This is a genomic window from Halobacillus dabanensis (genome assembly GCF_900114165.1).
Lineage (GTDB): Bacteria > Bacillota > Bacilli > Bacillales > Halobacillaceae > Halobacillus > Halobacillus dabanensis.
On the sequence record NZ_FOSB01000010.1, the window covers coordinates 33,073 to 52,296 of the forward strand.

A 19,224-nucleotide genomic window follows, 5' to 3' on the forward strand; every position below is an offset into this window, starting at 1 on the left:
CCTTGTATGGCCTTGAAGAAATCGGAATTATCAGGAAAACAGAAAGCGGCTGTCCTGCTGATCTCCCTTGGACCGGATGTTGCTGCTCAAGTCTATAAGCACCTTGATGAAGAAGAGATTGAACAACTCACATTGGAAATATCCTCCGTCCAAAAAGTGGGTAGTAAAGAAAAAGAGGATATATTAGAACAATTTCATCAAATCGCATTAGCGCAAGATTATATCTCACAAGGTGGAATCGGTTATGCAAAAACGATTCTGGAAAAAGCTTTAGGAACGGATGAAGCGTCCAACATTATTGGTCGTTTAACTTCATCTCTTCAAGTAAAGCCGTTCGACTTTGCCAAAAAAGCGGATCCCCATCAAATTCTCAACTTTATACAGAATGAACATCCTCAAACCATTGCTCTTGTTTTATCCTATTTGGATGCTGAGCAATCTGGACAAATTTTGTCAGAACTACCGCAAGAATTACAAGCGGATGTTGCCAGAAGAATCGCTACGATGGAATCCACCTCCCCAGAAGTAATCAGTCAAGTGGAACAAATCCTTGAAAAGAAACTCTCCACTACAGTGACACAGGACTATACCGAAACTGGAGGTATACAAGCAGTAGTAGAGGTGTTGAACGGAGTGGACCGAAGTACAGAAAGAACCATTCTTGATTCATTGGAAATCCAGGATCCAGAACTTGCAGAAGAAATCAAGAAGCGGATGTTCGTGTTTGAAGATATTGTTGCACTGGACAACCGGGCAATCCAACGAATCATCCGTGATGTTGAAAATGATGACCTGCGCTTAGCATTGAAAGTGTCCAGCGAAGAAGTGAAAGAAATCGTCTTTAACAATATGTCAGAACGGATGGCTGAAACTTTTAAAGAAGAAATGGAATATATGGGACCAGTTCGACTCAGGGATGTAGAAGAAGCTCAAACAAGAGTCGTATCTATTATTCGTCGTTTAGAAGATGTCGGTGAGATTGTAATAGCAAGGGGTGGGGGAGATGACATCATTGTCTAAGAAACCCTATGCAAATACAGGCAGAGTCATTGCTATCAAACCGATTGAAAAAAACGAAGTTACAGATGAGAAAAAAAATCAAGCGGATGAACACCTGGTAAAGCAAAAGCAATTAGAAGATTTAGAAAAAGCTATTGAAGCAGCTAAAAAAAAGCAGGCAGAAATAGTCGAAGCAACAAAAGAAGAGATATCCTCGTTGAGAGCCACGTGGGAAGAAGAAAAACAAGTGATAGAAAACGAAGCCTATCAAAAAGGATATACAAATGGTTTTACAAAAGGCGAGGAAGATGGATATCGTTCCTACCATGAAAAGCTGGTGAAGGCTAACGAAATAATGGAAACAGCAAGGAAAACCCATGATCGATTGGTAATGGCAAGTGAAGAAACAATCGTAGAACTTGGGATGAAAAGTGCAGAAAAAATTTTAAACAAAAAATTGCAAGAGGAACCTTCGACTTTTTTATCCCTCGTTCAGAGGGTAATGGGAGAAGTCAAAGAACTTCCGGAAATTTCTCTTTACATACACCCGGATCAATTCGAACTTGTTCATTCCCAAGCAGAAGAACTGGAGAGGTTATTAGCTAAACCAGCAAAGCTCGCTATCTATATCAACGAAGATTTAGCACCTTTTTCTTGTACGATTGAATCTCCGTTTGGAAAACTGGATGGAGGGTTGGATAGTCAGTTGACGGAGTTAAGGGAAAAACTGCTCGCTATCACCCACGAGGAGATGGGAAATGAATAACCAAAAATATTTTGATGCCATTGACCAGGTGGATACAATGAAACGATTCGGAAAGATTCACAGAATTGTTGGGCTGATGATTGAATCAAAAGGACCGGAAGCTTCTATTGGGGATTTGTGCTATATCCATGCTTCCCACAGATTGGCCCCTATAGCGGCAGAAGTGGTCGGATTCCACGACGAAAAGATTTTGTTAATGCCTTATCAGGAAGTTAGGGAAGTTCGTCCAGGAAGTCTTGTGGAAGCTACAGGGGAGCCATTACAAGTCAAAGTTGGAGTAGGGATGGTCGGTGGGGTCCTTGATGCGTTAGGTCGACCTCTGGGCGGTGGAGACCTCCCTAAAGGGTTAAGAGATTATCCGACAGATCAAGAACCGCCAAACCCTTTATCCAGACCACCAATCAGTGAACCTATTCAAGTAGGAGTAAGGGCTGTTGATTCTTTATTAAGCGTCGGAAAAGGACAACGGGTTGGTATTTTTGCCGGAAGTGGTGTAGGGAAGAGCACACTGATGGGGATGATTGCCCGTAATAGTTCCGCTGATCTTAACGTCATTGCGCTCATAGGTGAAAGAGGAAGAGAAGTCCGTGAATTTATTGAAAACGATCTCGGTGAAGAAGGGTTAAAACATTCTATCCTTGTCGTTGCAACATCTGATCAGCCTGCTTTAATGAGAGTGAAAGGCGCATATACAGCCACTTCAATCAGTGAGTATTTCCGCGACTTAGGGTATAACGTCAACTTGATGATGGACTCTGTTACTCGCTTTGCTATGGCACAGAGAGAGATAGGCTTAGCTACTGGCGAGCCTCCGACAACCAAAGGATACACACCTTCTGTGTTTGCGAAATTACCGAAGTTATTAGAACGGACAGGCTCCAGTAAAGAAGGGTCGATCACCGCGTTTTATACGGTGTTAGTCGATGGTGATGATTTGAATGAGCCTATATCCGACACAGTTAGAGGAATTCTGGATGGACACTTTGTACTGGATCGGAGACTGGCTGAACAAGGGCAATTTCCTGCGATCAATATCTTGAAATCGATCAGCCGTGTAATGAAACAAATTGCAACCGATGAACATAAACAAGCGGCTGAAAAGCTGAGGTCGTTGTTGGCTACATATGAAGAAAATAGTGAGCTGATACAAATCGGTGCCTACAAAAAAGGATCAAGTCGGGAAATTGATCAATCGATACAATTTCATTCTTCTATTATCCGATTTCTTAAGCAAGGGGTTCATGAACCCTCTAGCTTTGAGCGCTCTATAGAAGATTTGAAAAACCTTTTTGATTAGGAGGTTGATGATGTTTGTCTAATATCCAAACATTTCAAAGAATCAGGGAAATTCGTGATAGGGAAAAGCAGAAAAGCCAGAAAGCTCATAAAGAAGCGGTAGATGCTTTTGAAAAGCAAGCAGCACTTCTTTATGAAGCGTTGAGAAAAAAAGAAGAAGCAGTCGACAGATTTAATCAGACTCTATCAGAAAGAACCGTAGAAGCGAATGCTTTTGTTCAGCACCAGCATTATATTAATAGATTGGAAGAAAGAATTGAAGATTTGCAACCCGTAGTACAGAAAACGCGTTTAGAAATGCAGCATTCGCAAGCGAAGTTATCAGAAGCCCATATCGAAGTGAAAAAATTCGATACCTTAATTGAAAACAAAGAGACGAAGCAATTGAACTGGATCAAAAGGGAAGAGAACAGGAACATGGATGAGCTATCTATGCAACAGTATTTAAACTTTCAGAATAGGTGATGGAATGGCAAAAAATAAACAGGCACAGAAAAATAAAAGCAACAAATTTCCAAAAATCTTTTTTGCCATTTTCCTTCCTTTTATATTTCTCTTTACCTTGGCATTAATCGTTTTGACTTTATTAGGTTTCAATGTTTTTGAAGAAGCAGAAAAATATGCAAGTAAAATACCTGGGATTTCTCAAGTAACCTCATCAAACGAACAGGAATCTACTAAGGATGAAGAAGCCCGCCTTCAAGCAATTATTGCAAACAAAGATGCTGAACTTGAGGATTTACAAGGTGAAGTGGACCAGAAGCAGTCCGAGGTCAAGGAACTGGAACAGGAAGTCATTCAGTTGGAAACAGAACTCCAAGACTTTGTAAATGGAAACGAAAATGAAAGTATGGACGAGAAATCGAAAGAACTTGCACAATCGTTCGAAGGGATGGATGCAGAAGAAGCTGCGTCGATTGTGGAGAACATGGATCAGTCGATTGCCATGCAAATTATGGCACAAGTAGCTAGTGAAGAAAGAGGAGAAATTCTAGGAAAAATGGATCCCGAACTCGCTGCAGATTTAAGCGTCCTTTTAATGGAAGAATAATGGGAAAGATTCTGAAAGGAGGTGAAAAGTTGAATACAGCCTTAACCGCTTTGCTAGGAAAACCTATTACTACTGCTGGTGGAAATCATGGCAGGAAGGACTCAAATCAAATTCCAGAAAAAGATTCATTTCAATCGCTATTTTCACAAATCTCGCAAGCTGATCATTCGAAAGCCCCGGCAGCTCTTATGGATAAAGAGGATAGGAATAAGCTTAAGAGTCTTCTTGAAAACATGAAAGCTATGATAGAGAGCCTGAAAAATGCAGAGAGCATTTCTGAAGATAAGCTGGAAGAGCTGAATCAAATGACCGATGAAATAATGAGCAGGGTTTCGAGTGCCCCTTTTTCTATAAATATTGCAGCAATTGAAAAAAAGCTGGAGGATATCTTTGATCAGAGTGCGGAAGAAGAGGCTTTGATTAATAGAGGAGAAAGCCAAGAATTAGAGACAAAGCTTCAAGGTGTGCTTGGGGAAATAGAAGGAATTCTTGAAAATGGTAAGAGTTTCGAATCTATCCGCATGTATTCTGGAATTTCGGTTTCTTCTCTGAATAACGAAGAAACTGCTATTAAGGCCCGGCGTCCTGAAAATATAGAGCTGGAAATACATACTATATGGCAGCAATTTCAGGGGATGGTACAAAAGCTTTCCAAAAACAATCAATGGCAGCAGATGGATGTGAAAACAGGGCAAGACATGAAAGATTTACTGCAGAAGTTAAACAGCATTTCGCAAACACTGTCTACACAAGAAAAAGGAGAATGGAAGGCACTGGTCGCAAAAGTAATACAAGATGGAACGGGACAGGAAAAGCAGTTGTTTCAGAAATTGATGACAGCACTCCAGAACCGGGCGGAGATGCCAAAAACATATAACCAGCAAACACATGTCACAGGTAAAGAGATGGTGAAATGGGTGAAGCAATCGTTCGGGGGAGAATGGGATCGCGAAGCAAAGATTATGACTTCCAAACAAAGCGATTTGCCTCAGGCTACTACACTGCCATCCGTTAAGGTGGAGCAGCATATCATCCAGATGAATCAATCGCAGGATTCTCCTTCTTTGCAAAAACAGTTACATCAAAAGCTCGAACAGTTGATCCAATCTAGTCGGATGTTTACAAATGCAAAAGGAAATACGGAAATGCAAATTAAGCTCCGACCGGGGAACTTAGGAGAGCTTACCGTCAAATTCGCTCAAGTTAATGGGGAAATGGCTGTGAAGATTCTGGCCACAAGTCAGGCAGCTAAAGATATGTTAGAAGGAAATATGAAACAGCTCAGACACATGTTTTCCCCTCAACAAGTAGTCATTGAGAAAGTGGAAGTTTCTTCGATGCAGCAACAGCTTCAACAAGGGTTTTCAAGTGAGGAAGACACAGGACACGGACAGGGTGGAAGAAAACAAGAGCACCATCAAGAACGTGAGGAAACGGATGAAGAAGAGCTCTCTTTCCATGAATTATTAATGAATGAGAAAGTATAGGTGATGATATGACAAGCATTGATCCTTCGCTTTATTTGAAAAACCAACAGACCCGGGGGCAAGGGAGCAACTCATTAGGGAAAGATGACTTTCTGAAAATTTTAATGGCTCAAATCCAAAACCAGAACCCGCTTGACCCGATGAAGGATAAAGAATTCATTTCCCAGATGACCGAATTTTCCAGTCTGGAACAAATGACGAACATGTCCCAATCATTTCAAAGGTTCATGGATAGCCAGAGTCTTCCGCCGCTTATCCAATATAGTGGATTGATTGGAAAAGAAGTCTCTTATCCAATTTATGACCAGGAAACTAGTAAGGTAGATCGAATGAAAGAAGAGGTCGTTCAATCTGTTAATCAAAAAGACGGAAAAACATACTTGGAACTCACATCAGGTTCCACTGTAGCCGTAGAAGACATATCAAAAGTCAGTGAAGCTATCGGGGGAACGGACGAAGAGAAAGCAGGCGAATAATATGGACTCTCGTATACATTCGTTACATCATCCCCTGCCTATGCCGCCACAAAGGAAAGCCCCGGTCAACACTAAGGCATCTTTCCAGGAAGTGTTTAAAGAGGCGCAAGGTCTTAAAGTAAGCAAACATGCGAAAAGTCGTCTGCAAGAAAGAAATATAGAGATCAGTGCAGACAAGTGGTCAAAGATTGCTGAGAAAATGTCGGAAGCAAGGCAAAAAGGTGTGGAAGACTCTCTGGTCGTTCTTGATGATGCGACTTTGATTGTCAGTACAAAGAATCAGACAGTGGTGACAGCCCTGGACCGGGCCGAATCACAGTCGCAAATTTTCACAAATATTAATGGAACGATTTTCATTAATGATTAGACTGGACCCTGCAAAGGGAGGTCTATCCCCATCTGCTGACCGATAGATGCAGATGGAACTACCTAATCGAAAGGGATGTTAGATTTATGCTACGTTCAATGTATTCAGGAATCTCTGGAATGAAAGGTTTTCAAACCAAGTTAGACAATATCGGCAACAATATTGCTAATGTAAATACGTACGGGTTCAAGAAAGGCCGCGTCACTTTTCAGGATATGATGAGTCAGACAATGTCCAATGCTCAAGGGCCCATCCAAAATGATGCTGGTGATGAAAATATACGCGGGGGATTGAACCCATCTCAAGTAGGGCTTGGTTCCCAGGTAGGCTCGATCGACACGATCCACACACAAGGGAATCGTCAAACAACCAACCGCCCTTTAGATCTTTCGCTTGAAGGAGATGGAATGTTCGTCTTAGCAGAAGGTGGAGCAGACGGAATAAATCCAGGTGATCCTCTTACTTTAGGTAGTGTGAACACGAGCTTTACGCGCGCAGGTAATTTCTATCTCGATTCAGACGGGGCAATCGTGAACAATGAAGGTAAATATTTAATTGGAGAAGTGGATGGCAGTCCTGGTGCCATTACTATTCCTGATGAGGCGCAGAGTTTCAGTATTCAAACAGATGGAACGGTTAACTATGTAGATGAAAATGGAGAGCCTGAAGTGGCAGGACAAGTGAGACTGGCTAATTTTTCCAACCCGAGCGGCCTGGAAAAACTTGGAGGGAACTCATTCCAATACACAGAAAATGCCGGGGAACCTATTGATGCCCTTGAGGACCTTCTAGTCGCTGGTCAAGATGGTACAGGTCAAATGGTTTCTGGTGCTCTGGAGATGTCTAATGTCGACCTTGCAGAGTCCTTCACAGAGATGATCACATCGCAACGTGGCTTTCAGGCAAACACCAAAATCATCACAACTTCCGATGAAATCCTTCAAGAACTTGTCAACTTGAAACGATAGATGGGAGCAGGAGGGGTGAGTCATTGTCCCTCCCTAGTAAAAACTATGATAAAGCTGACAAAATTCAACGGCGACTCATTTAGTTTTAATGCGATCTACATAGAACAGATCCAATCGAATCCTGATACCACTATCACGACCACCTCAGGGCGTACTTTTCTCGTAAAAGAGAGCGAAGAAGAAATAAACAACAAAATTATACACTTTTACAGAAAAGTCGGTTTGTTCAAAGTTGTTGATAAGGCAGGTGAAGATACTATATGAATCTATTTAAGGTGATGATTATCTCCCTAAGTTCCATGACTATTCTAGGTGTTGTTGCACTGATTCTAGTTTTAAACATGGACGGGGAGACAGAGGCAAGCGGCGAAAGGTCTATTGATGAAATTCGTGAAGCTTCCCTCATGACGGATGAAATAACTACAGACTTGCAAAGTGGGGACTATGTAAGGATAAGCTTTCGAATAGTAACGGACAGTAAGGATTCTCTGGAAGAACTCAAGAAAAGGGACTTCCAATTACAAAATGTTTTACTAAAGGAATTATCCACTATGGAATCGGAAACATTCCAATCCGGACTTGAAGACCTTGAAAAAGAGTTACAGCTAAAACTGAATCAATTTATGTCCGAAGGAGAGGTCACGGACGTGTACACCGTAAATAAAGTCCTTCAATAGTGATTTAGGAAGAAAGGGGGGTGAGGTTTTGGCAGAAGAGGTTTTATCGCAGAATGAAATCGATTCATTATTATCCGCATTATCTACTGGGGAAATGGATGCAGAAGAATTGAAGAATGAAGTCAATGAAAAGAAAGTGAGAGTTTATGATTTTAAAAGAGCTCTCCGTTTTTCAAAAGATCAGATTAGAAGTTTATCAAGAATACACGAAAATTTTTCCAGGTTATTGACCACGTACTTTTCGGCTCAGTTGAGGACATATGTCAATATTGAAGTTGCATCTGTCGACCAGCTGCCGTATGAAGAATTTATCCGGTCGATTCCAACGATGACGATCCTGAATATATTCAGCGTACCTCCCCTTGAAGGACGTATTTTGCTAGAAGCTAACCCGAATGTTTCCTATGCCATGATGGATCGTGTCCTCGGTGGTAAAGGGAGCAGTGTGAACAAGGTAGAAAATTTAACGGAAATTGAAACCACTATCATGTCTCACTTATTTGAACGTTCATTGGAAAATTACCAGGAGGCATGGGGCTCAATTGTGGATATCGAACCTCTATTAGAAGAGTTTGAAGTCAATCCTCAATTTTTACAGATGGTGTCACCGAATGAAACGGTCGTTGTCGTTTCTTTGAATACCACAATTGGAGAAACGAGTGGGATGATCAACATATGCATTCCACATGTCGTTTTAGAACCGATCATTCCAAAATTATCTGTCCACTATTGGATGCAAAGGGAACAACCAAAAGACCGCAACCCAGAAGAAATGGAAGCAATCAGTAAGACCATTAAAGGCGCAGAATTGGATGTACGGGCTATCCTGGGAGAAACGGATATGAGTATCCAACAGTTCTTAGGTCTGAGTGAAAATGATGTCATTCGACTCGATCAGCCAATTGATCAACCTTTGCGTATGAAAGTCGATGATGAAGTCAAATTTTACATCCAGCCAGGTAAGTCGAAGAACAAACTGGCTGTGCAAGTTTTAGAAGAGTACCAGGGGGGTGCCAGCGAAAATGAGTGATGATATGTTATCCCAGGATGAAATTGATGCCCTTTTGAACGGTGGGGGTGACGATGGCAACCAGGAAGAATCTTCGGTGGTTATGGAAGACCATATCACTGTATTGGAGAAAGATGCCTTAGGGGAAATAGGTAATATTTCATTTGGAAGTTCAGCCACTGCTTTGTCCTCTTTGCTGAATCAGAAAGTAGATATTACTACACCCGAAATATCAGTAGTAGCGAGAGCAGAACTACAGGAGGAGTTTCCTAAACCTCATGTAGCCATCGGTGTTACTTACACGGATGGTTTCTCTGGAGAAAATGTCCTTGTCATAAATACAAAAGATGCAGCGATCATTGCCGACTTGATGTTAGGGGGAGACGGTAGTGATCCAGATGAGCATTTGAATGAAATTGCATTGAGTGCTGTTCAGGAAGCGATGAATCAAATGATGGGCTCTGCGGCTACAAGTATGTCGACAGTCTTTAATAAGAAGGTGGACATTTCGCCACCTATAATTGATGTGCTCAATCTCGAGAATGACTCCGATAAAAGGAAGATTCCAGGAGATGAAGTATTAGTAAAAGTATCATTCCAGCTGCAAGTTGGTAACTTGATCGACTCTAATATTATGCAGCTGATTCCTGTTAGTTTTGCAAGAGACCTTGTGGATCAATTATTGAACCCCGAGGATGAAATGAACACTCAGGAAGAACAACAGCCGGAAGGAATGGATGAACCATCACAAAAGGAAGATAAGGTACCTTATTCAGAACCGACTCAGCGCGAAGTGGAGTCTACCTATCAACCAAAATCTTCCGAACTTTCCAAGCCGCAGTATGTTGGCGGCCCGAATGGGCATGGAGTAGAGGATGCGAACATCCAGGCTGCTGAATTTCAAGACTTCAATCCCGTGCAATTGAACGGATCGGAACAAAAAAACTTAGATATGTTAATGGATATTCCATTAAAAGTAACAGTGGAGCTTGGCCGTACGAAACGGACGGTCAAAGAGATTTTAGAGTTGTCTTCGGGTTCTGTCGTGGAGCTTGATAAACTAGCAGGCGAACCAGTAGATATACACGTGAATGACAAATTGATGGCAAAAGGGGAAGTCGTGGTCATTGATGAGAACTTCGGCGTCCGTGTGACTGATATTTTAAGTCCAAAAGAACGTCTGACTAAATTACGGTAACTACAGAGTATATGAGGAGGAAAAGAAAATGGCAGAAAGAATTTTAATTGTTGATGATGCAGCGTTCATGCGCATGATGGTGAAGGATATTTTAACGAAAAATGGATATGAAATTGCAGGGGAAGCGGAAGACGGTCAGAAAGCCGTTGAATTATACAAAGAAGAACAACCAGACCTTGTGACAATGGATATTACCATGCCGGAAATGGACGGAATTACAGCACTGAAAGAAATCAAAGCAGAGTATCCTGATGCTAAAGTAATTATGTGTTCTGCTATGGGACAGCAAGCAATGGTTGTAGATGCAATTCAGGCAGGAGCGAAAGATTTTATCGTCAAACCCTTCCAGGCGGATCGAGTCATCGAGGCCATCCAAAAAGCATTGAGTTAAAGAAGGGATGCACATGTTCTCAACAACCAGATCAACAGTGGCAATTGTTATTCTCGTGATGATGGTCAGTTTCATGCCATCCCATGTAATGGCACAGCCGACAGCATATGAATGTTTAGAAAATCCTGTCCTTGAAGGTTGCCCATCTTCTGAGTCTACAGGGGATTCCCAAGAATCCCCTGTAGGGGAGGAAGAGAGTGGAACGGATGAAGGAACCTCTTTAGTGTGGAATATTATCAAGTTAATATTTGCATTAATTTTCGTCATTGCGCTCATCTATGGTCTCTTGAAATTTTTTAATCAAAAAAATAAACTGTTCAGCCAGAATAAGACGATGGAGAATTTAGGGGGGATGAACCTAGGGCCGAACCGGTCTATTCAAGCTGTCAGGATTGGCCGCCAAGTTTTCATACTTGGTGTAGGTGAATCGGTGGAGATGATATCAGAAATAACAGATGAAACGACTAAAGAAACCCTATTGAACAGAGATGAACAGGCTCCGGGTCATGCTGCAGACCTTTTGAAATGGACAGCAAAGATGAAAAAAGATAAAGGACCAACAGAAAATTCATCCATTCAATTCCAACAATTATTTGAGAAGCAACTGAACGATATGAAGGACAAGAGGAAGCGAATGATGGATAAACAGAGGAGGGGCTCTGGTCATGAATGAATTTATTGATATATTCTCAAGCTCAGACCCTGAAAGTGTTGCAACTTCCGTGAAATTACTTTTACTTTTAACGGTCCTTTCTTTAGCGCCAGGTATACTCATTTTGATGACCAGCTTCACACGGATCTTGATAGTACTGTCATTTGTAAGGACTTCATTGGCCACTCAATCGATGCCTCCGAACCAAGTCCTCATCGGGATTGCCCTTTTTCTTACTTTTTTTATTATGGCACCGACGTTCCAAGAAGTGAATGAACAAGCATTGACCCCGCTCTTCAATGAAGAAATTACTTTAGACGAGGCTTACGAGGAAGCAAGTGTACCTATGAAGGAGTTCATGGGTAAGCACACAAGGCAGAAGGATTTAGCATTATTCATGAACTATACGGATATGGAAGCACCTGAGACGATTCAAGATGTACCATTGACAACACTCGTCCCCGCTTTTGCAATCAGTGAGCTGAAAACAGCTTTCCAAATGGGGTTCATGATTTTTGTTCCTTTTCTAGTCATCGATATGGCGGTTGCAAGTGTGCTTATGTCTATGGGGATGATGATGCTGCCACCAGTCATGATTTCCCTTCCGTTTAAAATTCTTTTATTCGTACTGGTAGATGTCTGGTTCTTAATAACAAAATCTTTACTTGAAGGCTTTTAGATAGGAGGTCAACGACATGGATAGCAATATGGTCATATCATTCGCAAAAGAAGGAATTTATACAGTCCTCCTCATCTCTGGCCCTTTATTGATTTTAGCACTTGCTATTGGGCTGATTGTGAGTATTTTTCAGGCCACCACACAAATCCAGGAACAAACATTAGCTTTCATCCCTAAAATCGTGGCTGTCATGATTGGATTAATTGTATTCGGACCCTGGATGCTCACGAACATGGTTGAATTTACAGCAAATATCTTCAATAACTTGAATGTGTTGGTGGGTTAACAGATGCTAGACTCCATCAACTTGGCTAATGTGCCAGCATTTTTGCTCATACTTGTCCGAGTTACGTCTTTTTTTGTAACATTGCCTCTCTTTTCTTATCGGACAGTGCCGACCAGACATAAAGTGGCGTTCAGTTTTTTTCTTGCTGCTATCATGTACTTTACCGTTCCGACACCGGAACTTGTTATCGACAGTGAGTACTTTTTATTGATATTTAAGGAAATGGCTGTCGGCATCGGGGTAGGATTGCTTGCCTACATTATGCTTGCAGCCATTCAAATCGCTGGCGGCTTCATTGATTTTCAAATGGGATTTGCAATCGCTAACGTCATTGATCCGCAGACAGGGGCGCAGAGCCCTTTGATCGGTCAATACTTATATATCATTACACTTTTATTCATCTTAGCGGTCGATGGACACCATTTAATGATCGATGGGGTATTTTACAGTTACGAATTGATTGCTATTGATCAGTTTCTTCCTTTAAGGGATGACGATTGGATCGAATATGTCCTTCAATCATTCAACCAAATGTTTATTATCGCTTTTTTAATGGCGACACCTATTGTCGGTTGTTTGTTTCTCGTAGACGTCGCTTTAGGGATCATTGCTCGAACGGTGCCCCAGTTGAATGTCTTCGTCGTAGGTTTACCTTTAAAAATCTTTGTCGCTTTGGCTGTACTCGTGATTGCGATGACTTTTTATATTATGTTGATTCAAAACTTATTTGAAACGATGCTGTCTACCATGCGTGGACTGATGCAACTATTCGGAGGTTGAGAAAATGGCGGGCATGAGGCTTGATCTCCAGTTTTTTGCTGCAGATGAAAAAACGGAAAAAGCGACACCGAAAAAACGCCAGGATACACGTAAAAAGGGACAAGTTCCTAAAAGTCAAGATGTTAATACAGGTTTTTTATTGATCATGGTTTTCGGAACGTTATTTCTCCTCGGAGGATATATGGGAGGCACGATGGAAGGTATGTATCGAGTTGCTTTCAGTGAATATATCCATAGAGATTTGACAGAAGAACTAACCCATTCCATGTTTGTTGAAATGACTGTCGAGATATCAAAGATCATTGCACCAATTATGGGAGTCGCCCTCATCGCAGGTATCGCCTCCAACCTTTTGCAGGTCGGAATCATGTTTACAGGGGAACCATTGAAAATGGATCTGAAAAAACTAGATCCAATCAAAGGTGCTAAACGGATCTTTTCTGCCCGCGCTTTGGTTGAATTGTTCAAATCACTATTGAAGATCAGTTTTGTGGGTGTCATTACTTTTTCAATTATTTGGGTTAACAAAGATCAAATGATGATGATGTCCCAAAAGTCTGTTCAAGTTGCTCTTTCATTTTTCGGGACTATTACAATCGTTATGGGTTTGGCGTCGGCACTTGCCTTACTTTTGTTGTCCGTATTGGATTATACATATCAAAAATACGACCATGAGAAAAACATACGAATGTCAAAAAAAGATATTAAAGATGAGCATAAGAACATTGAAGGAGATCCCCAGATCAAAGCGAAAATCAAGGAAAAGCAACGGCAAATGTCAGCTTCACGGATGATGAGTGAAGTTCCGGATGCTGATGTAGTTATTACCAATCCTACTCACTATGCCATCGCCATCAAATATGATGAAACAAAATCCTCTGCTCCTTATGTTGTTGCTATGGGGGTTGATTTCCTGGCATTGAAAATAAAAGAAGTAGCGAAGTCGAATGAGGTCGTTACTGTCGAAAACAGACCATTAGCAAGAGCTTTATATCAACACTCCGAGATCGATCAGCCGATTGATGAACAATTTTACAAAGCTGTAGCAGAAGTATTGGCATACGTGTATCAATTAGAGAAGAAAATGTAAGAGAAAGGAGGGGCCCTCATGTCAGCGAGAGATTTATCAGTACTAATAGGAGTAATTCTAATCATCGTTATGCTCGTCATACCATTGCCCGGGTGGCTCCTGAGTTTCTTTATTTTAGTCAACATTACATTAGCACTGATCGTCATCTTAGTGTCCATGAATATGGATGAGGCGCTGAAGTTTGCTGTATTCCCCACTTTGCTGCTTCTATTGACATTATTCCGCTTAGGACTGAACGTATCGACTACACGTTCCATTCTTTCCGAAGCGGAGGCAGGTGGCGTGATTGCAACTTTTGGAACCTTTGTTATTGGTGGAAATCCACTAGTCGGTTTTGTTGTATTCGTTATTTTAGTTATTATTCAATTTTTAGTCATCACGAAGGGTGCAGAGAGGGTTTCGGAAGTCGCTGCCCGATTCACCCTTGACGCGATGCCAGGGAAACAAATGAGTATCGACGCAGACTTGAATGCTGGAATGATCAACGAGCATCAAGCGAAAGAGCGACGGGAAAAAATAGAAAATGAAGCAGACTTTTATGGTGCCATGGATGGGGCGAGTAAATTCGTGAAAGGGGATGCCATTGCAGGGATTATCATTGTACTCATCAATATCATTTTCGGATTGATCATTGGAATGGTACAGATGGGGATGTCATTCCCTGAGGCTATCGATACATATATGCGTTTGACAGTCGGTGACGGTCTTGTAAGTCAAATTCCAGCTTTACTTATTTCGACAGCAACTGGGATTGTCGTCACAAGAGTAGCTTCCCAAGGAAACTTGAGTACAGATGTCACAGATCAATTGTTAAGGTACCCAAAGCTTCTATATATCGCTGCTGCAACTATTTTCCTCCTCGGCTTAACACCTATACCGTTTTTCCTTACAACATTAATTGCATCTGTCCTGGCCTTTGGTGGCTATTGGTTATCCCAAAAGGCTGATGAACCGGAATTCGAGGAACCGGAAGAAATGGACGAAGCGGAAAGTGATCAAATGAAATCACCTGAGAATGTTGTTAACTTGATCAGTATGGACCCGATTGAATTCGAATTCGGATATGCTTTGATCCCTATTGCGGATACAAACCAGGGTGGAGACTTATTGGATCGTATTGTTATGATCAGGCGTCAATTGGCAATCGAATTAGGAATTGTTATCCCTGTCGTACGTATCAGAGATAACATTCAGCTGAATCCGAACGAATACCGATTGAAAATAAAAGGGAATCAGGTCGCCCAGGGAGAACTTTTGCTCGACCACTTCCTGGCTATGAGTCCAGGAGATGATGAGGAAGGTATAGAAGGCATCGATACTCAGGAACCCGCTTTTGGTCTTCCGGCTAAATGGATTACAGAAGAACAAAAAGATGAGGCAGAGTTGTCTGGCTATACGGTGGTGGATCCACCCTCTGTCGTTTCGACCCATATTACAGAAGTGATTAAGCAACAAGCTCATTCCCTTTTAGGAAGGCAGGAAACTCAACAATTGATTGATCACTTGAAAGAGTCCTATCCGATCCTCGTTGAAGAGGTAACACCAGAACCTTTGAGTGTCGGCGATGTCCAGAAGGTATTAGCTAAATTGCTGAGAGAAAACATATCGGTGAAAAATCTGCCCGTCATATTTGAAACCCTTGCAGATTTCGCGAAAATGACCAATGATACCGAACTGTTAGCTGAATACGCTCGTCAATCTTTATCTGCTCAAATTACCAACCAATATAAGAAGGACCACCGGGTAAAAGTGATCACAGTATCAGGTAAAGTGGAGAAAATCCTTGCAGACAACATCCAGCAGACAGAACATGGAAGCTTTTTGGCCCTTGACCCGGAAAATCAACAGACAATCATCTCCGCTGTGGCTGAACAGGTAGAACAAATGTCGCTTCAGGAGGAAACAGCGATTCTTCTCTGCTCTCCTGCTGTAAGGATGTATATGAAACAATTGCTGGATCGCTTTTTGCCACAAGTGGTTGTGTTATCTTATAACGAACTTGAACCGAATGTGGAAGTCCAGAGTATAGGGGTGGTGAATGTAGCATGAAGGTGAAAAAAATCCAGGCGGATTCGATGCCTGAAGCAATGAAAAAAGTAAGAAGTGAATTGGGACCAGATGCTGTGATTTTGAACTCCAAGGTTACGAAAACGGGTGGATTCCTAGGGATGTTCAAAAGGGACCAGACAGAAGTAATTGCGGCTATCGACCCTGCGGATACGAAAGAGCCGGTCAAAGAAACTAAGACAACCAAAAAATCGATCGAAACATCCTACCACGCCCCACATGAAAATAAAGAGGTCATGAATGAACTGAGAAAAATGCGGGCTATATTAGAACACAAAGATCCCGCTTTCACCCCATTATATCAACAAGCGTATGATTATCTCGTTAACCAGGAAATAACCGAAGAACTCGCGCGCCTGGTTGTAGAAAATGTCCAGGGGAGACATTCGGATCTTGTTGATGTGGAAGAAGTAGAGAGGCTGGTCACCCTGGAATTGTATGAACAAATGAAGGAATGCCCTTTTGGAAAACCTTCTTTTGATAAAAAGTACATCCACCTTGTAGGGCCTACGGGGGTCGGAAAGACAACTACGCTTGCAAAACTAGGAGCAGATGCTGCATTGAACCACCAATTACGGGTGGGGTTCATAACAACAGACACGTACAGAATAGCTGCCATTGATCAATTGAAGACTTATGCGAAAATTCTCGATGTTCCTCTGGAGGTCGCTTATAGTTTGGAAGATTACAAGAAAGCGAAAAACCGCTTTAAAGACTATGATCTTGTATTGGTAGACACGGCTGGTAGGAATTTCCGTGAGGCATCTTATGTGAAAGAATTGCAAAAGACGATAGATTTTGACGAAGAATCCGATAATTTCCTTGTATTAGGGCTGACGAGTAAATTAACAGATATGAAAGACATTTTTCAACAGTTCAAGGAAATCCCGATTCATCAAATGATTTTCACAAAAGTAGATGAAACTTCCAAAAGTGGAAATGCCCTTAACATGGTTATGGAAAAGCGCACAGGGATCGCTTATCTGACAGACGGGCAAAATGTACCGGATGATATCAAGGAAACCACAGCAATGGGACTTGCACGAAAAGTGATGGAGGGGTTTAGGGATGAAAGATCAAGCTGAGCTCCTTCGGCATCGAATGAAAGAAAGGGAGCCTGCCAAACAAGCCAGGACTATTGCGATTGCTAGTGGTAAAGGAGGCGTGGGAAAATCGAATTTCTGCCTGAACTTCGCCCTCCAACTGACAGCGCAACAGAAGCGAGTGCTGATCTTTGATTTGGACATTGGTATGGGGAACATCGACATATTGATGGGTAAGACACCCGCCCACACCTTTGTGGACTTATTTCGAGGGAATAAATCGATTCATGACATTATTGAATTAGGACCTGAATCCTTGTCCTACATAGCAGGCGGATCGGGATTGTCTCAAATTTTTCATTTGGATCACGAAAAGTTTCTCCATTTTCAAAAGGAATTCGAAAAGCTTATGAAATCTTATGATTACATATTGTTTGATATGGGGGCAGGGGCCACGGATGATAGCTTGAATTTCATTGCATCTGCCCAGGAAGCGATTGTCGTCACAACACCTGAACCCACATCCATCACAGATGGTTATGCGATGATCAAACATCTTGTTAAAAAAGAAGAACAACTGCCAATCAGCGTACTTGTTAATCGATCATTACATGATAAAAGTGGGAGGCAAACATTTGAAAGGTTGCAAATGGTTGTCCGCAAGTTCCTTGGGACGGAGATCACTTTCTTAGGAACAATCCCGGACGATCGTGCCGTCCTCCAGGCTGTAAACAGACAAAAGCCGTTCGTCCTTGACCACCCCACAAGTAAAGCGAGTCGTTCGCTCAAGAATATAGCTGCTGAATATATTAAAGGGGATGTGGCACCAGATATTCCCGCATCATTTATGGAAAAATTAAAGAGATTTGTATTTGAGAGGTAAATAGATGAAGAAGGTTAGCGTACTTATTGTTGATGACTCTGCATTCATGAGGCGGATTTTGTCAGATATTTTAAAAAAGGATCACCGTATAGAAGTTGTCGGAACAGCGCGCAATGGCAAAGATTGTTTAGAAAAAATCCATACATTGAACCCTGATGTCATCACCTTAGATATTGAAATGCCAGTGATGGATGGTTTAGAAGCATTGAGCATCATAATGGAAAACCATCCAAGGCCCGTTGTCATGGTGTCCAGCCTCACGAAAGAGGGCGCGGAAAGTACAGTGAAAGCTGTGAGTCTTGGTGCCGTAGATTTCATCCAAAAACCATCAGGGTCCATTTCACTTGATATGAAAACGGTGGAACAGGATGTAGTCCGTAAAGTACTCGTCGCAGGGGAAGCAAATGTAAACGTGCATAAAGGGAAGCCGGTGGGTGAAAAAGTGTCGGTCCCTGATGGTGTGAGAAATCAAGGGAACCTTGTTGCGATAGGAACATCCACCGGAGGCCCTAGAGCCTTACAACAAGTTTTGACTACCTTGCCTGGAAATCTCCCAGCCCCTATTGTGATCGTGCAGCATATGCCCGAAGGTTTTACCAAGTCCTTATCGGAACGGCTGAATCGTCTCTCTGAAATTACAATCAAAGAAGGGGAGCACATGGAGGAGCTTCAGAACGGGATTGCCTATATTGCCCCAGGTGGTTCGCATATGCAGGTGATCCAAGGAGAAGGGGGGTTGTTCATTCATTTGGATAAAACAGCACCCATCAATGGACACCGTCCTTCTGTGAATCGTTTACTTCAATCTTTATCCCATTTGAATAATGTTTCCATCACTTCCGTCATTATGACAGGAATGGGAGCGGATGGACTTGAGGGATTGATAGAGTTGAAACATAGGATGGTACAAACATACAGTATCGCAGAATCGAAGGAGTCTTGTGTTGTGTATGGAATGCCTAAAGCCGTTGTTAAGTCCGGTCTTGCTGATAAAGTGCTGGAATTAGAACAAATAAGTCAAAGTATCGTTCAATCGCTTCACATTAGAAGGAGGTAGAA

General features: G+C 41.9%; 23 protein-coding genes. All 23 read left to right on the plus strand.

Annotation, left to right across the window (positions count from 1 at the left end):
- Positions 1–6: 6 nt before the first annotated feature.
- The 23 genes from fliG (at position 7) to BMZ58_RS15945 (ending at position 19,222) form a co-directional block, all read left to right on the plus strand.
- Positions 7–1,020 carry a flagellar motor switch protein FliG gene (gene fliG / locus BMZ58_RS15835; RefSeq protein ID WP_075037539.1) on the plus strand — a complete coding sequence of 338 codons (1,014 nt, stop codon included), beginning with the start codon at positions 7–9 and terminating at the stop codon, positions 1,018–1,020.
- A complete protein-coding gene (gene fliH / locus BMZ58_RS15840) occupies positions 1,004–1,765 on the plus strand; it encodes a flagellar assembly protein FliH (protein ID WP_075037540.1) in 762 nt (253 codons plus the stop codon). The genes fliG and fliH overlap by 17 nt, the downstream gene beginning before the upstream one ends.
- Entirely contained in the window at positions 1,758–3,062 is a 1,305-nt protein-coding gene (gene fliI / locus BMZ58_RS15845; protein WP_075037541.1) for a flagellar protein export ATPase FliI, read from the plus strand. Before fliH ends, fliI begins: the two co-directional genes overlap by 8 nt.
- 14 nt (positions 3,063–3,076) lie before the next feature.
- The gene (fliJ, locus tag BMZ58_RS15850) at positions 3,077–3,526 is read left to right on the plus strand and encodes a flagellar export protein FliJ (RefSeq protein ID WP_075037542.1); all 450 of its coding nucleotides are present in this window, start codon (positions 3,077–3,079) and stop codon (positions 3,524–3,526) included.
- A gap of 4 nt (positions 3,527–3,530) precedes the next feature.
- The gene (locus BMZ58_RS15855) at positions 3,531–4,112 is read left to right on the plus strand and encodes a MotE family protein (RefSeq protein ID WP_075037543.1); all 582 of its coding nucleotides are present in this window, start codon (positions 3,531–3,533) and stop codon (positions 4,110–4,112) included.
- Positions 4,113–4,141: 29 nt separating this feature from the next.
- A complete protein-coding gene (locus BMZ58_RS15860) occupies positions 4,142–5,599 on the plus strand; it encodes a flagellar hook-length control protein FliK (RefSeq protein WP_167360097.1) in 1,458 nt (485 codons plus the stop codon).
- Positions 5,600–5,607: 8 nt separating this feature from the next.
- Positions 5,608–6,075, plus strand: a complete 468-nt coding sequence (gene flgD, locus BMZ58_RS15865; protein ID WP_075037545.1) for a flagellar hook assembly protein FlgD — start codon at positions 5,608–5,610, stop codon at positions 6,073–6,075.
- A gap of 1 nt (position 6,076) precedes the next feature.
- Positions 6,077–6,442, plus strand: coding sequence for a TIGR02530 family flagellar biosynthesis protein (locus BMZ58_RS15870; RefSeq protein WP_075037546.1), 366 nt, complete (start codon positions 6,077–6,079; stop codon positions 6,440–6,442).
- A gap of 86 nt (positions 6,443–6,528) precedes the next feature.
- Positions 6,529–7,410, plus strand: a complete 882-nt coding sequence (gene flgG / locus BMZ58_RS15875) for a flagellar basal body rod protein FlgG (protein WP_075037547.1) — start codon at positions 6,529–6,531, stop codon at positions 7,408–7,410.
- A 45-nt stretch (positions 7,411–7,455) separates the two neighbouring features.
- A complete protein-coding gene (locus tag BMZ58_RS15880; protein WP_075037548.1) occupies positions 7,456–7,674 on the plus strand; it encodes a flagellar FlbD family protein in 219 nt (72 codons plus the stop codon).
- Positions 7,671–8,087, plus strand: a complete 417-nt coding sequence (fliL, locus tag BMZ58_RS15885; protein WP_075037549.1) for a flagellar basal body-associated protein FliL — start codon at positions 7,671–7,673, stop codon at positions 8,085–8,087. Before BMZ58_RS15880 ends, fliL begins: the two co-directional genes overlap by 4 nt.
- A 28-nt stretch (positions 8,088–8,115) precedes the next feature.
- Positions 8,116–9,117: a flagellar motor switch protein FliM gene (gene fliM / locus BMZ58_RS15890; RefSeq protein ID WP_075037550.1), complete on the plus strand. Its 1,002-nt coding sequence runs from the start codon at positions 8,116–8,118 to the stop codon at positions 9,115–9,117.
- On the plus strand, positions 9,110–10,294 hold the full coding sequence (gene fliY, locus BMZ58_RS15895; RefSeq protein ID WP_075037551.1) for a flagellar motor switch phosphatase FliY: 1,185 nt from the start codon (positions 9,110–9,112) through the stop codon (positions 10,292–10,294). Before fliM ends, fliY begins: the two co-directional genes overlap by 8 nt.
- A gap of 28 nt (positions 10,295–10,322) precedes the next feature.
- A complete protein-coding gene (locus BMZ58_RS15900) occupies positions 10,323–10,685 on the plus strand; it encodes a response regulator (RefSeq protein WP_075037552.1) in 363 nt (120 codons plus the stop codon).
- Positions 10,686–10,722: 37 nt separating this feature from the next.
- Positions 10,723–11,358 carry a flagellar biosynthetic protein FliO gene (locus BMZ58_RS15905; protein ID WP_167360098.1) on the plus strand — a complete coding sequence of 212 codons (636 nt, stop codon included), beginning with the start codon at positions 10,723–10,725 and terminating at the stop codon, positions 11,356–11,358.
- Positions 11,351–12,016 (plus strand): flagellar type III secretion system pore protein FliP, encoded by a 666-nt coding sequence (gene fliP, locus BMZ58_RS15910; protein ID WP_075037553.1) that lies wholly within the window; start codon positions 11,351–11,353, stop codon positions 12,014–12,016. Before BMZ58_RS15905 ends, fliP begins: the two co-directional genes overlap by 8 nt.
- Positions 12,017–12,032: 16 nt before the next feature.
- Complete coding sequence (fliQ, locus tag BMZ58_RS15915; RefSeq protein WP_075037554.1) at positions 12,033–12,302, plus strand: flagellar biosynthesis protein FliQ; 270 nt, start codon at positions 12,033–12,035, stop codon at positions 12,300–12,302.
- A gap of 3 nt (positions 12,303–12,305) precedes the next feature.
- On the plus strand, positions 12,306–13,082 hold the full coding sequence (gene fliR / locus BMZ58_RS15920) for a flagellar biosynthetic protein FliR (protein WP_075037555.1): 777 nt from the start codon (positions 12,306–12,308) through the stop codon (positions 13,080–13,082).
- A 4-nt stretch (positions 13,083–13,086) separates the two neighbouring features.
- The gene (gene flhB, locus BMZ58_RS15925; protein WP_075037556.1) at positions 13,087–14,172 is read left to right on the plus strand and encodes a flagellar biosynthesis protein FlhB; all 1,086 of its coding nucleotides are present in this window, start codon (positions 13,087–13,089) and stop codon (positions 14,170–14,172) included.
- A gap of 18 nt (positions 14,173–14,190) precedes the next feature.
- Entirely contained in the window at positions 14,191–16,221 is a 2,031-nt protein-coding gene (gene flhA / locus BMZ58_RS15930) for a flagellar biosynthesis protein FlhA (RefSeq protein ID WP_075037557.1), read from the plus strand.
- Complete coding sequence (flhF, locus tag BMZ58_RS15935; protein WP_075037558.1) at positions 16,218–17,324, plus strand: flagellar biosynthesis GTPase FlhF; 1,107 nt, start codon at positions 16,218–16,220, stop codon at positions 17,322–17,324. The genes flhA and flhF overlap by 4 nt, the downstream gene beginning before the upstream one ends.
- Positions 17,308–18,165 (plus strand): MinD/ParA family protein, encoded by an 858-nt coding sequence (locus BMZ58_RS15940; protein ID WP_075037559.1) that lies wholly within the window; start codon positions 17,308–17,310, stop codon positions 18,163–18,165. Before flhF ends, BMZ58_RS15940 begins: the two co-directional genes overlap by 17 nt.
- A gap of 4 nt (positions 18,166–18,169) precedes the next feature.
- Positions 18,170–19,222, plus strand: a complete 1,053-nt coding sequence (locus BMZ58_RS15945; RefSeq protein ID WP_075037560.1) for a protein-glutamate methylesterase/protein-glutamine glutaminase — start codon at positions 18,170–18,172, stop codon at positions 19,220–19,222.
- Positions 19,223–19,224 lie beyond the last annotated feature (2 nt).